Raw genomic sequence first — 12,944 nt, forward strand, 5'->3', positions numbered from 1 at the left:
TATTCGTCAGTCTGCCGTTTGTCGGTAGGCCCATAAGTTGTGCCCTGATCGAGGAGTTCAAACATGTTTCTACATAATAAGCGACTGCAGTACACCGTGCGTGTGGCAGAACCGAATCCAGGTCTTGCCAACCTGCTGCTGGAACAGTTCGGTGGGGCCCAGGGGGAGTTGGCGGCGGCCTCTCGTTATTTCACCCAGGCGCTCTCCGAGGATGATCCGGGTCGCAAGGATCTGCTCATGGATATCGCCACCGAGGAACTCAGCCATCTGGAGATCATCGGTTCGATCATCGTGATGCTGAACAAGGGCGCCAAGGGCAAGATGGCCGAAGGCGTGGAAAAGGAAGGGCAGCTGTACCGGGACATCAACGGTGCTGGCAACGATTCGCATATCACCAGCCTGCTGTACGGCGCCGGTTCGCCCCTGACCAACTCGGCGGGTGTGCCTTGGACCGCAGCCTACGTCGACACCATCGGCGAGCCGACCGCGGACATGCGCTCCAACATCGCGGCCGAGGCCCGGGCGAAAATTGTCTATGAACGGCTGATGAACGTCACCGACGATCCGGGTGTAAAAGAGGCATTGGGTTTCCTGATGACCCGGGAGATCGCACACCAGTTGTCATTTGAAAAAGCCCTGCATTCCATCCAGCCCAATTTTCCTCAAGGTAAATTGCCAGGCATGCCGGAGTTCACCAACGTGTACTTCAACATGTCCCAGGGCGAGCCGGCTGTTCGCGGCCCGTGGAACCAGGGTGACGACTGGGAGTTCGTCGAAAACCCCACGCCGGCGGTGGACGGCGGCGATGGCCTGGCCAGCGTACAACTGAGTAAAAAAGACGAAGCCCTGCTGATGGACATGAAGGCGCGGACGATGTCCAACCCCGAGAGCGACCCCACCACAGGTGCCGACTTGGGTTCGGGAATGCAAGGTGACAAACTGTAGGTACAACGCGGCGAGGGGGCCTGGCCTCCTCGCTGAATCTTTCATAGGGCCTGGCTAAAGCCTGTAAGGATATTTGATGGACCAGCCGACTTCCCGGATCCGATCGCCCTGGCGCACCTGGCTGGATCCCCTGCACGACAACCTGCTGCTGGGCGCGAGCTTCTGGCTCGGGCTGGCGGTGGTCGCTGCGTTGTTGCTCTACAGCGGTTATAACGCATTGGTAGGTGCCGACCGTCACCACCTGGGCTATGCGGTGCTGGGCGGAACCTCCGGATTCGCCGCCACGGCCTTGGGCGCAATCATGGCCGTGGTGTTGCGGGATATCTCCTCTCGCACCCAGGACATCATGTTGGGCTTTGCCGCCGGCATGATGCTGGCCGCCAGTTCGTTTTCGCTGATATTGCCCGGCATCGAAGCCGCCCGAGTGATTTGCGGCAATCAGCTGCTCGCTGCGTTTGTCGTGGTGCTGGGCCTGGGGTTGGGCGTTGCGCTGATGATCGGCCTTGACCGGTTTATTCCCCACGAACACGAATTGAGCGGCCGGCGTGGGCCGCAAGCCGAACGCATCAATCGCGTCTGGCTGTTCGTGCTCGCGATTACCTTGCACAACTTGCCGGAGGGCATGGCCATCGGCGTCAGTTTTGCCGACGGTGACTTCAAGGTCGGCCTGCCCCTGACCACGGCGATTGCTATCCAGGACATTCCCGAAGGGCTCGCCATTGCCATGGCCCTGCGAGTCACCGGCATCAGTACCCTGCGGGCCGCGTTGATTGCGGTCGGCTCGGGGCTGATGGAGCCGTTGGGGGCGGTGATCGGCCTGGGCATGTCCTCGGGCGTGGCCGTGGCCTACCCCATCAGCCTGGGCCTGGCGGCCGGGGCGATGATTTTCGTGGTGTCCCACGAGGTGATTCCCGAAACCCACCGCAACGGCCATGAAACCCCGGCTACTCTGGGCTTGATGATGGGGTTCGCGGTAATGATGTTCCTCGACACGGCGCTGGGCTGAGGGTCAGCTTGCGTTATTGATGTCGACTGTACCGCCGCCATCGCGAGCAGGCTCGCTCCCACAGTGGTCCTGAGGTGTTCATGACAACAGCGTCCACCGCGAATCCCCTGTGGGAGCGAGCCTGCTCGCGATAGCGGTGGGTCAGCTTTGTTGTTTCCTGCCACCTATACTCAATGCCATGGATGACATGAATCCGGGGTGGCGCGATCGTGCTGCGTTCGCTGATGCTGGCCGTTTTGATCGCTCTGGCGGGGTGCGCCACGCCCCCGCGCGGCCAGCAGGTGAGCGCGGTTGCCCAGGACACCTGGCGGCAGGTCGACCAGCAGCTCATCGCGGCTTCCAAAAGCGCTATCGGGCAGGCTGAAGTCTATGCCCGTGGGTCGATGGAGCATTGGCGGGTGCTGGTGTACGAACGGACCGAGGCTGAGTTCATCCCCTGGTTCAGCAGCTATTGGACCCAGGAATGGATGGCGGTGAAGGTCAGCTGGTACGCCGCCAGTGCCAAGGGCGAAGCGGATTCCGCCTCCAACCGCCTGGCACTCTACCTTCAAGAGCAGTACCGCGAGCGGGTGCTGGAACCGGTGGCCGTGGAGATCGATCCTGAAGCGATCAGGGCCGCCGCGACAAGTTATTACGTGCGCCTGCTCAATCAGCAGGCCCAGGTGATCGCACAGAGGCATCAAATCCCAGACGAGCTGATGAACCGGCGCCTGCACGGCATTACCGCGATCAACCTGGGACCACCGGCGGCGCGCAATGCTTCGTTGTATGAGATGGTCCACACCGAGCCGCTGAATACGCTGCCGGCCTACGCCGCGTTGATCGACCACGTCAACAAGGCCGCCGACACGGGGGCGGGCCCCTCGGATGCGGTGATTGCCGCAGTGGCGCAACGCACCAGTGAAAAGATCGAAGCCCAATTCGCCACGCGAGGGGCGGCCAGTGCGGCCGCAGCCGTGGCCGGGAAGGCGGTAGGGGCACTGATTTCGGTGGGCGTGGCAGGTGTTCGCGCGGTCATCCACGAAGGCGAGCGGCCGGAAATGGAGGCGCAGATTCGCAAAAGCCTGAGCGCCGCGTTCGATGAAGCCTGGTTCAAGTCACTCAAGCATCCCCTCAGTGGCGTGCTGGCACCGGTGTACTACCTGGACGAAGAAATCGAAGGCAACCTGGTGGAGGCGGAGCTGGCGAATCAGGCGGTGGCGCTGCCCGACATCAAGCCGTGACGGGCGGGTTCATTCTGCACCAAGCGTGACGCGACAACCCTTGCGGTGACGGATCTGTTCGTCCGAAGGGCGTTCCCTGACGAATTCGAAGCGTGGCTCGCCTTCGCTGTAAATCACCAGCCAGCCCCATTCCAACTCGCTTTCATCCTGTCCTGGCCTGGGCGGCGAGGCCCACCAGGGTTCTTTCTGCATGATCTGGCGCATCGTATCCTCCTGCCGGTTGGTCTTTCACTATAGACCGCTCGATTGTGTGCTCTGTGGGAGCAAGGCTTGCCCGCGAGGCAGCGACTCGGTTCCAGGAGGGACCGCATGGACTTTATCGCGGGCAAGCCTCGCTCCCACAGCTACTCTCCTTCCCAGCGAAAGGTGAGCGGCTTGATACATGAGTGTGCTCTGATCCCGTCCACCAGCGTCTAGGGTCTGTATCCCCGCACTCGAACGGGGAATGAAATGACTGGACCCCCGCACATGCAAGCACTGTTGAACGAGATCCTCGATGCGGTCCGCCCCCTGATTGGTCAGGGCAAGGTGGCCAACTACATTCCGGCCCTGGGCAGCGTGCCTGGCAACCAGTTGGGCATTGCCGTGTATGGCAACGACGGCGAGATGTATTGCGCAGGTGATGCTGAAACGCCGTTTTCGGTACAGAGTATTTCCAAGGTTTTCAGCCTGGTGCAGGCTATCGAGCATTCCGGCGAAGCCATCTGGGAGCGCCTGGGCCATGAGCCGTCCGGCCAGCCGTTCAATTCCCTGGTGCAGCTGGAGTTCGAGCGCGGTCGCCCACGCAACCCATTCATCAACGCCGGTGCCCTGGTGATCTGCGATATCAACCAGTCGCGTTTCGCCGCCCCGGCGTTGTCGATGCGTGATTTCGTGCGACGGCTGTCGGGCAATCCCCAGGTGATGGTGGATGGCAAGGTCGCTGAGTCGGAATACCAGCACCGCGCCCGGAACGCGGCGATGGCTTACTTGATGCAATCGTTCGGTAACTTCCATAACGACGTGGAAGCGGTGTTGCGCAGTTATTTCAGTCACTGTGCGCTGCGAATGAGCTGTATCGACCTGGCCCGAGCGTTCTGTTTCCTGGCCAACGACGGCTTCTGCAAACACAGCGGCGAACAGATCCTGAGTGCCCGCCAGACCCAGCAGGTCAACTCCATCATGGCGACCAGCGGGCTGTACGACGAGGCGGGTAATTTTGCCTACCGTGTCGGTCTGCCTGGCAAGAGCGGCGTGGGCGGCGGGATTGTCGCCGTGGTACCGGGGCGCTTCACGGTGTGCGTCTGGTCGCCAGAGCTCAACGCCGCCGGAAATTCCCTTGCCGGCATGGCGGCGCTGGAATTGCTCAGCCAGCGAATCGGCTGGTCGGTGTTCTAGTGAGGCTCATTTGAGTACAGGCCACCAGGCCGCAAAGAAAAGGCCCGTTCCTCCACCAGGAACGGGCCTTTTTTTCAACTGCGATCAGCAGAAGCGGTCGATGACCTGCACTTGCGAAGTGTTTTGGACCGACTGCCAGGCCTGGGTCAGCGTTTGCAGCACGCGACCGATAAAGTCCTTGTCGGCCGCAGCCTTCTTGCCCACGTAACCTTGGCCGCGGCGGTACATCTTCAGCCGGGCGCACAGGTCTTGTTGGTGCTGTTCGAACTCGCCTTCGTGCGCGTAGGGCGACAGGCAATCCATGTGGACCTGGCCAGTCTTGCTGATCCACAGGATATGGCTGTCGAGTGTGTCCTTGTGTGCTGCGAACATGCGAGCCAGTTCATCAATAGATGGTTGATTGTTCAGATTCATGTGTAAGCCCCTTGACCATTTGGTTGATCTGTCTGGTGGTTCGCAAAGATTTCGCTTCTCGGTCAGTGCCTGCCTGCGACCGAAACCAGGCCGTCAGCGTTCGTCCGTCAGACTTCAACGGAGCCGTGCATCGGTTGTGTAGTGCTATCGAAGGGCTGCTACGCAAATGCGCTACAACGAAGAGAAACAGCGAAGAACCTTAAGGCAGTGTCAACTTTCGAGGGTCGACCACTCGCGTCATGAGGACCTTCACCGACGTTTCTCGTCCTTGTTACCGGACGGTCATGCCAGGTCAGCACCTTCAATCTGCCTTGTGGGCAGTCCCTTATCCAAAAAAACAGCTCGGCGGTCAGACGAGCTTGCTCAAACGGTTGCCTGTACTCCCGATCGGGGAGACGTCTGCATCATGCAAGGGCAAATCGGCGTCGTCAACGGTTTTGTAGTGATTATTTTTGTTCACTACATATTGTCGGACAAAATGGTTTGGGTATGAAAAATCTTGGAGCGCGCAGTGGGGGCAGGTCAGGTTTGGGATTATTTGTGGCGAGGGGATTTATCCCCGCTGGGCTGCGAAGCGGCCCCAAGTGAGTCGCCTCAATCTATCTGATATACGAGGTGTTGGTGTTTAGGGCCGCTTCGCGCCCCAGCGGGGATAAATCCCCTCGCCACAAGGTGCTTCAGGTTGTTTTGGTTTTGGCGGGTCTGCGCTTGGCCGGCTTGCGCTTTTTCTTCCAGGGCGCTGCGGCGCGGCTGGCCGGGCCGCTGATGGTCAGGCTCATGCCCTGGCAACGGGCAATGTGCTTGCTCATCCAGGCGGCTTGCCGGGTGACGAATTCCTCCAGGCTCATCTCACCGCTTTGCACCATGTCCAGCGCCTGTTCCCAGATGGCGGTGGTGCCGGGGTCGGCGATGGCGCGGGGGACGGCGTCGATCAGGCTGAAGGCCGCCGGGGTGGCGGACAAGGCTTTGCCGTTTTTCACCAGGTAGCCGCGATCGAGCAAGCCCTGGATGATCGAAGCCCGGGTCGCTTCGGTGCCGATGCCGGTGGTGTCCTTGAGCTTCTGCTTGAGCAGTGGATCTTCCACCAGTTTGGCGACGTTCTTCATCGCCTTGATCAGGTCGCCTTCGGTGAACGGCTTGGGAGGCTGGGTCCACAGGTCCTTGAGTGTCACTTTGTCCACGTCACAGTCGTGACCTTCGACCAGTGCTGGCAAAGTCTGTGGTTGCGCCGCTTCACGCCCCTTGGCGGGGGCCAAGGCTTCGGGCAAGGCGCGTTTCCAGCCGGGCTCGACGATCTGCTTGCCCACGGCCCGCAGCGCCTGGCCGGCGCAATCGAAGTCGGCCTGGGTCCGGTCGTACTCATGGTTGGGCAGGAACTGCGCCAGGTAGCGTGCGCGAATCAGCGTATAGACGGCCCGTTGCTTGCCAGCGAGCTTGTCGAGGTTCTTCGCCGCGGCGGTGGGAATGATGCCGTGGTGGGCGCTGACCTTGGCGTCGTTCCAGGCCCGGGATTTGCGTTGCGGTTGCAGGTGTTCACGCAGCGGCGCGAGGCCCGGGTCGGCCTGGGCGAGGGCGGCCAGGATGGCGGGGGCTTCGCTGTGCTGGCTCAAGGGCAGGTAGCCGCAATCGCTGCGGGGATAGGTAATGACTTTGTAGGTTTCATAGAGCGACTGGGCGATGTCCAGGGTTTCCTGGGCGCCGAGGCCGAGTTTCTTCGAGCAGACTTCCTGCAGGGTGCCCAGGTCGAATGGCAGCGGTGCCGCTTCACGCAGGCGTTCGGTGCGCACCTTGGTCACCAGGGCGGTATGGGCGTTGCTCATGGCCTGGGCGGCATCGCGGGCCAGGGCCTGGTTCAGGCAGCGCTCCTGGTCGTCGCAGGCGTCCGGGGCGGCGCGCCACTGGGCAGTGAAGGCCGTGCCATCGTGGCGCAGTTGCACATCGATGGCCCAATAGGCGACCGGCACGAAGTCGGCGATGCTGCGGTCGCGGTCCACCACCAGTCGCAGGGTCGGCGTCTGCACCCGACCCACCGGCAGCACGCCCTGGTAACCGGACTGACGTCCCAGCAACGTGAACAGGCGACTCATGTTCATGCCGATCAGCCAGTCGGCCCGGGAGCGACCCAGGGCCGAGTGATACAGGTTGAAGGTTTCGGCTCCCGGCTTGAGGGCGGCTAGGGCCTTGCGGATCGAGGCTTCGTCGAGGGCCGACAGCCACAGCCGCTGGATCGGCCCGCGATAGCGGCAGTGCTCCACCAGCTCCCGGGCGATCATTTCGCCTTCCCGGTCGGCGTCGGTGGCGATCACCAGTTCCTTGGCTTCCCCCAGCAGGCGCTTGACCGCCTTGTACTGGCTGGCGGTTTTTGGCTTGACGGTCATTTTCCATTGCGCCGGCACGATGGGCAGGTCCGCCAGTACCCAGCGCTTGTAGCGGGCATCGTAGGCATCGGGCGGGGCGGTTTCCAGCAGATGGCCGATGCACCAGGTCACCGTGACGTTCGCGCCCAACCAACAGCCGTCACCGCGCCGTGTGGCGCCAAGCACCGCAGCGATGTCCTTGGCCTGGGACGGTTTCTCACACAGGTACAACCGCATAACGCCCTTTTCCTGAGCAGGTTTCATGGGGCGATAGCATGGTCAGGGATCGGCCCGAGAGCAAGCTTTATCTGTATGGATATACAGACAAAGCGTTGCGCTGCGTTTGGAGCGTTTGGGGCGTTTGGAGCGTCTGGGGTGACGTTCGGCGGTCGGTCTGTACTTGGAATGAATTTCTCGCGAGTGCGTCGCTCATAACTTTCAGAGCGGCTGAAACCGCGTAAACCATTGGCGGGATCAAGGAGAGTCACTTTATGAATTCGATGCCGAAGGGCGACGGACAGGCCACCACGCGTCTGATTCTCGTTGTTGAGGATGACCCGACGATACTGGAATTCCTGTGCGAAATCCTGGAGGACGAAGGGTTTGTCGTGGAGCCTCGGGAAAGCGCCGATTCGGCGCTGACATTCCTTGAGCAGAGCGCGGATTTTGTCGACCTGTTGCTGACCGATATCACCATGCCAGGCACGTTGGACGGTGCGGACCTGGCAAACCTGACCGGAGATCGCTGGCCACAGATACCGTTGCTGATCATGTCCGGTTTCGAAACGCCGGAAAGCGCCGGGATCAAGCACCACGCTGCATTCATCGCCAAGCCCTGGGCGCTGGGGCAGATGCTGGACCTGGTGGAGAGCACGGTGAAGGATCACCAGCTCCATTGACGGATACAGATGAGTATCTGTGGGAGCCTGATGCCAGTCAGTTGAACCACGAACCTGTGGGAGCATAGTTTGCTTGCGATAGCGGTAGACCCGTCAACATTGTGGTTGGCCGACTTACCGCAATCGCGAGCAGGCTATGCTCCTACAAACAGGAGTGATGCTGCTGTTTCTCAGTTCTTTTCCAGATCCACGTTCTTGGTTTCGCGCAGGCAAAGCATGCCCACCATCAGGCTCACTCCGGTGATCACTACCGGGTACCACAGCCCGTAGAAAATATCCCCGGTGTAGACCACCAGGGCGAACGACACGGTGGGCAGGAAGCCACCGAACCAGCCGTTGCCGATATGGTAGGGCAGGGACATGGCGGTGTAGCGGATGCGGGTCGGAAACAGTTCGACCATCAACGCCGCCAGCGGGCCGTAGCACATCGCCGAGATGATGATCAGCGCCACGATCAAGGCGACGATCATCGGCCGGTTGATCTGCTGGGCGTCGGCTTTTTGCGGATAGCCCGCCAGGGTCACCGCGCCGCGCAGGGCGGCTTCGTCATACCCCTCGATCTTCACGTCACCGACGTTGACCTGCACCGTGCTGCCCGCCGGTGCCGCGACGCTGCTGTAGGGCAGGCCTTGCTTGACCAGGAACGTCTTGACCTTGTCGCAAGGGCTATCAAAACGCGCCTTGCCCACCGGGTCGAACTGGAAGGTGCAGGTGGCCGGGTCGGCGACCACGCTGATCGGTGCCTGGCGGCTTGCCAGGTCGATCGCCGGGTTGGCGTAGTGGGCCAGGGTCTTGAAGATCGGGAAGTACAACGCCGTCGCCAGCAGCAGGCCGATCATCAGTACCGGTTTGCGCCCGACTTTATCCGAGAGCCAGCCAAAGAAGACGAAGAACGGAGCGCCGATCACCACGCTGACGATCAGCAGGCTGTTGGCCAGGGCTGGGTCCATTTTCAGGAACTGGGTGAGGAAAAACAGCACATAGAACTGCGCGGCATAGAAGGTCACCGCTTGCCCGGCATTGATGCTGAACAGCGCGATCAGCACGACCTTGAGGTTTTCCCACTTGCCGAACGATTCACGGATCGGCGCCTTGCAGCACTTGCCTTCTTCTTTCATTTTCACGAAGGCCGGCGATTCGTGCAGGCTCATGCGGATCCAGGTGGAGATGCCCAACAGCAGGATCGACAGCAGGAACGGAATGCGCCAGCCCCAGACTTCGAACTGGTCCCCCGTGAAGTAGCGGCAGCCCAGTATCACCAGCAGCGAGAGCAGCAGTCCGAGGGTGGCCGTGGACTGGATCCAGCTGGTGTGGAAGCCGCGCTTGCCGATGGGCGCGTGTTCGGCGACGTAGGTCGCTGCGCCGCCATATTCACCGCCCAGGGCCAGGCCTTGGAGCATGCGCAGCGCGACCAGGATGATCGGCGCGGCGATGCCGATGCTGGCGTAGTTGGGTAGCAGGCCGACGCAGAACGTCGCCAGGCCCATGAGGATGATGGTCGCCAGGAACGTGTATTTGCGCCCGATCATGTCCCCCAGCCGCCCGAACACCAGCGCGCCGAACGGCCGTACGACGAAGCCGGCGGCGAACGCCATCAGGGCGAAGATGAAGGCCGTGGTGTCGTTGACACCGGCGAAGAACTGTTTGCTGATCACCGCGGCCAGGGCGCCGTAGAGAAAAAAGTCGTACCACTCGAACACCGTCCCCAGGGAGGAGGCGAAGATGACTTTCTGGATATCCCGACTGGCGCCGACGCTCCGCGTGGCTTCCAGGGGTTGAACATGCTCGGACATAGCGGTAACCCTCACAGTGATTGTTTTTGTTGTTCCACTGTCGATGCCGGTTTGGCATCTCCTGCTTTGACGCATTCCTTGAGTGACTGCTGTTCCCTGTGGGAGCGAGCCTGCTCGCGATGGCGGTGTGTCAGTCAACCTATTCGCTAACAGGCATACCGCTATCGCGAGCAGGCTCGCTCCCACAAGGGATTTGGTTGTTCTTCAGGCTGTGGCAGGCTCCTTTGCAACGACGTTGTTCGTCGCGTTCGGCTCAAGCATCATCCGCGCGGCCTTCTCTGCGATCATCAGCGTCGGCGAGCAGGTATTGCCCGAAGTGATGCGCGGCATGATCGAGGCATCGGCGATGCGCAGGCCCTTGATGCCATGGACCCGTAGTTGCGCGTCCACCACCGCGTCAGCGTCCTGGCCCATACGGCAGGTGCCCACCGGATGAAAAATCGTCGTGCCGATGCGGGCGGCGGCACGATGCAGTTCTTCTTCGCTCTGCAGGCTGGGGCCCGGCAGGTATTCCTTTGGCTTGAAGGCTTGCAGGGCGGGCGCGGCCACAATGCGTCGGGTCAAGCGGATGGCGTCGGCGGCGACCCGCAGGTCTTCGGGATGGCTCAGGTAATTGGGCTGGATCAACGGCGCCTCGTGCGGGTCGGCCGAGCGAATGTCTACCCGGCCGCGGCTTTGCGGGCGCAGGTCGCAGACCGACGCGGTGAACGCCGGGAAGCTGTGCAGGGGCTCGCCGAAGCGTTCCAGGGACAATGGCTGCACGTGGTATTCGAGGTTGGCCGAGGTCTGCTCCGGTCCCGAGCGGGCAAACGCACCGAGCTGGCTGGGCGCCATGGACAGGGGGCCGCTGCGGTCATAAAGGTAGCGCAGGCCCATGCCCATCTTGCCCCACAGCGAGCCGGCGACCTGGTTCAGGGTCCGGGCATTTTCCAGCTGGTAGATGAGCCGCAGTTGCAGGTGGTCCTGCAGGTTGCCGCCCACCCCCGGCAGTTCATGCACCACGCCGATCCCCAAGCGCTGCAGCAGGTTGCGCGGGCCGATCCCGGAGCGCTGCAGGATTCCCGGCGAGCCGATGGCGCCGGCGCACAGGACGATCTCCTTGCGTGCCTTGAAGGTCATGCCTTTGCCTTGCCAGCGGGCGCTGACGGCGTGGGCCCGGTCATCGCGCAGCAGCACGCGGTCGACTTCGACTTCGGTGAGGACGGTGAGGTTGGCGCGCTGTCGAGCCGGTTTCAGGAACGCCTTGGCCGCGTTCCAACGCACGCCGGCTTTCTGATTGACCTGGAAGTAGCCGCAGCCTTCATTGTCACCACCGTTGAAGTCGTCGACATTGGCAATGCCGCTCTGTTCGGCGGCGCTGCGGAAGGCGTCGAGGATCGGCCATGACAGGCGCTGGCGTTCGACCCGCCATTCGCCGCTGGCGCCATGCAGTTCGGAATCCCCGGCGAAGTGATTTTCGCTTTGCCGGAACAGCGGCAGAACGTCTTTCCAGGCCCAACCGGAGTTGCCATCGGCGGCCCAGCCGTCGTAGTCCGCGGCCTGACCGCGCATGTAGATCATGCCGTTGATGGAGGAGCAGCCGCCCAGTACCTTGCCGCGCGGATAACTCAAGGCACGCCCTTGCAGGCCGGGTTGTGCTTCGGTCTTGAAGCACCAATCGGTACGTGGATTGCCGATGCAGAACAGGTAGCCGACCGGGATGTGAATCCATGGATAATTGTCGCGTCCGCCGGCTTCGAGCAGCAGCACCCGATGTTGGGGATTGGCCGAAAGCCGATTGGCCAGCAGGCATCCGGCAGGACCGGCGCCCACGATCACGTAATCGTATTCATCGACGACAGGTTGCATCCGCGACCTCATTTTTTGTTTTTGTCTGACCCATCCTAGTTGTTAGTTTTCGTTAAAAGAATGTTAGTTTTTGCGCAACGGCTGTGCGTTTATAAACAGCGATGGGCAAGGAGCGTTCATGTTCGATTGGAATGACCTGCGTTATTTTCTGGAGCTGCAACGCAGCGGCCGCCTGCTGACCGCGGCGCGGCGGCTGAACACGACCCACGCCACCGTGGCCCGGCACATCGAAGCCATCGAGAAAAGCCTGGGGACCGCGTTGTTTGTCCAGCACGCCCAAGGCTATGAACTGACCCCGGCTGGCGAGACGCTGCTCAAGCACGCCGAGGCCATGGAGAACGTGGCGTTGCTGGCCCAGGAGGACATTACCCAGTCCAGCGCACCCCTGGGCAAGATTCGCCTGGGGGTGACCGAGGGGCTGGGCATCATGTTCCTGGCCAGTCGCATGGACGGCTTGTTCCAACGCTATCCGGGGCTGGAGGTGGAGCTGGTGGCGGTGCCGCGATTCGTCAGCATCCTCAACCGCGAGGCGGAGATCAGCATTCACCTCGAACGCCCGGCGGCCGACCTGCTGGTGACCCGCAAGCTCACCGACTACAGCCTGGCGCTGTACGCCAGCCAGGCTTACCTGGACCGCGCGCCACCGCTGCGCAGTCGCGAGGACCTGGCCCGTCACGCCTGGATCGGTTACGTCGATGACCTGCTGTTCAGCCAGGAACTGATGTTTCTCAACAGCTTTTGCCGCAACCCGCGAGTGGTGTTCCACAGCACCAGCGTCATCGCCCAGCAACAGGCCGCACGCTCGGGCCTCGGAATCGCCGTGCTGCCGTGCTACATGGCCAGCAACGACCCGGCGCTGGTGCCCTTGCTGCCCGACGAAACCCTGCGCCGCAGCTACTGGATCAGCACCCGTCGCGAACTGCACAAATCCGTGCGCCTGCGGGTGCTGTGGGATTACGTGGTGCAGCTGTGCGAGCGGGAGCAGGGGACATTGTTGCCCTGATCTGCATCAGGTGGACATGGCCCTGTGGCAAGGCATTCATCTGTGGCGAGGGGATAAATCCCCTCGCCACAGGTCCTCA

11 protein-coding genes are annotated in these 12,944 nt (G+C 61.8%); 6 read left to right on the top strand and 5 right to left on the bottom strand.

From position 1 onward, the window contains the following. The first annotated feature begins 63 nt into the window (after nt 1-63). The 3 genes from FGE05_RS04465 to FGE05_RS04475 all read left to right on the top strand — a co-directional run bounded on the left by FGE05_RS04465 (nt 64) and on the right by FGE05_RS04475 (nt 3,174). The gene (locus FGE05_RS04465) at nt 64-945 is read left to right on the top strand and encodes a manganese catalase family protein (protein ID WP_139641895.1); all 882 of its coding nucleotides are present in this window, start codon (nt 64-66) and stop codon (nt 943-945) included. 76 nt (nt 946-1,021) lie between these two features. Continuing rightward, nucleotides 1,022-1,951 (top strand): ZIP family metal transporter, encoded by a 930-nt coding sequence (locus FGE05_RS04470; protein ID WP_139641897.1) that lies wholly within the window; start codon nt 1,022-1,024, stop codon nt 1,949-1,951. Between the two features lie 209 nt (nt 1,952-2,160). Further along, nucleotides 2,161-3,174 (top strand): hypothetical protein, encoded by a 1,014-nt coding sequence (locus FGE05_RS04475; RefSeq protein WP_139641899.1) that lies wholly within the window; start codon nt 2,161-2,163, stop codon nt 3,172-3,174. Between the two features lie 9 nt (nt 3,175-3,183). Here the strand turns inward: FGE05_RS04475 and FGE05_RS04480 are convergent, their stop codons facing one another. After that, on the bottom strand, nt 3,184-3,378 hold the full coding sequence (locus FGE05_RS04480; RefSeq protein WP_041023650.1) for a hypothetical protein: 195 nt from the start codon (nt 3,376-3,378) through the stop codon (nt 3,184-3,186). Nucleotides 3,379-3,642: 264 nt separating this feature from the next. Here FGE05_RS04480 and glsB point away from each other — a divergent pair, with 264 nt between their 5' ends. Next, on the top strand, nt 3,643-4,551 hold the full coding sequence (gene glsB, locus FGE05_RS04485; RefSeq protein WP_041023651.1) for a glutaminase B: 909 nt from the start codon (nt 3,643-3,645) through the stop codon (nt 4,549-4,551). A gap of 84 nt (nt 4,552-4,635) precedes the next feature. Here the strand turns inward: glsB and FGE05_RS04490 are convergent, their stop codons facing one another. After that, nucleotides 4,636-4,965, bottom strand: coding sequence for a hypothetical protein (locus FGE05_RS04490; protein ID WP_139641901.1), 330 nt, complete (start codon nt 4,963-4,965; stop codon nt 4,636-4,638). Between the two features lie 677 nt (nt 4,966-5,642). Then, on the bottom strand, nt 5,643-7,559 hold the full coding sequence (locus FGE05_RS04500) for a DNA topoisomerase III (RefSeq protein ID WP_139641906.1): 1,917 nt from the start codon (nt 7,557-7,559) through the stop codon (nt 5,643-5,645). Between the two features lie 254 nt (nt 7,560-7,813). On the opposite strand from FGE05_RS04500, the gene FGE05_RS04505 reads away from it, so the two are divergent. Continuing rightward, nucleotides 7,814-8,221, top strand: coding sequence for a response regulator (locus FGE05_RS04505; protein ID WP_024781367.1), 408 nt, complete (start codon nt 7,814-7,816; stop codon nt 8,219-8,221). A gap of 170 nt (nt 8,222-8,391) precedes the next feature. Here FGE05_RS04505 and FGE05_RS04510 read toward each other — a convergent pair whose 3' ends face one another. Both FGE05_RS04510 and FGE05_RS04515 read right to left on the bottom strand, forming a co-directional pair. Then, nucleotides 8,392-10,014 carry an MFS transporter gene (locus FGE05_RS04510; RefSeq protein WP_139641907.1) on the bottom strand — a complete coding sequence of 541 codons (1,623 nt, stop codon included), beginning with the start codon at nt 10,012-10,014 and terminating at the stop codon, nt 8,392-8,394. Between the two features lie 204 nt (nt 10,015-10,218). After that, nucleotides 10,219-11,862, bottom strand: coding sequence for a GMC family oxidoreductase (locus FGE05_RS04515; RefSeq protein ID WP_139641909.1), 1,644 nt, complete (start codon nt 11,860-11,862; stop codon nt 10,219-10,221). A gap of 118 nt (nt 11,863-11,980) precedes the next feature. On the opposite strand from FGE05_RS04515, the gene FGE05_RS04520 reads away from it, so the two are divergent. Continuing rightward, nucleotides 11,981-12,865 (top strand): LysR family transcriptional regulator, encoded by an 885-nt coding sequence (locus FGE05_RS04520; protein WP_139641911.1) that lies wholly within the window; start codon nt 11,981-11,983, stop codon nt 12,863-12,865. The last annotated feature ends 79 nt before the right edge of the window (nt 12,866-12,944 follow it).

The organism is Pseudomonas sp. ICMP22404 (assembly GCF_006227205.1).
GTDB lineage: Bacteria > Pseudomonadota > Gammaproteobacteria > Pseudomonadales > Pseudomonadaceae > Aquipseudomonas.

What these genes read in the sequence shown, in the direction of transcription:
- FGE05_RS04465 (WP_139641895.1), top strand. Translation starts at nt 64, where the DNA reads ATGTTTCTACATAATAAGCGACTGCAGTACACCGTGCGTGTGGCAGAA.
- FGE05_RS04470 (WP_139641897.1), top strand. Translation starts at nt 1,022, where the DNA reads ATGGACCAGCCGACTTCCCGGATCCGATCGCCCTGGCGCACCTGGCTG.
- FGE05_RS04480 (WP_041023650.1), bottom strand. Translation starts at nt 3,378, where the DNA reads ATGCGCCAGATCATGCAGAAAGAACCCTGGTGGGCCTCGCCGCCCAGG.
- glsB (WP_041023651.1), top strand. Translation starts at nt 3,643, where the DNA reads ATGCAAGCACTGTTGAACGAGATCCTCGATGCGGTCCGCCCCCTGATT.
- FGE05_RS04490 (WP_139641901.1), bottom strand. Translation starts at nt 4,965, where the DNA reads ATGAATCTGAACAATCAACCATCTATTGATGAACTGGCTCGCATGTTC.
- FGE05_RS04500 (WP_139641906.1), bottom strand. Translation starts at nt 7,559, where the DNA reads ATGCGGTTGTACCTGTGTGAGAAACCGTCCCAGGCCAAGGACATCGCT.
- FGE05_RS04505 (WP_024781367.1), top strand. Translation starts at nt 7,814, where the DNA reads ATGAATTCGATGCCGAAGGGCGACGGACAGGCCACCACGCGTCTGATT.
- FGE05_RS04510 (WP_139641907.1), bottom strand. Translation starts at nt 10,014, where the DNA reads ATGTCCGAGCATGTTCAACCCCTGGAAGCCACGCGGAGCGTCGGCGCC.
- FGE05_RS04515 (WP_139641909.1), bottom strand. Translation starts at nt 11,862, where the DNA reads ATGCAACCTGTCGTCGATGAATACGATTACGTGATCGTGGGCGCCGGT.
- FGE05_RS04520 (WP_139641911.1), top strand. Translation starts at nt 11,981, where the DNA reads ATGTTCGATTGGAATGACCTGCGTTATTTTCTGGAGCTGCAACGCAGC.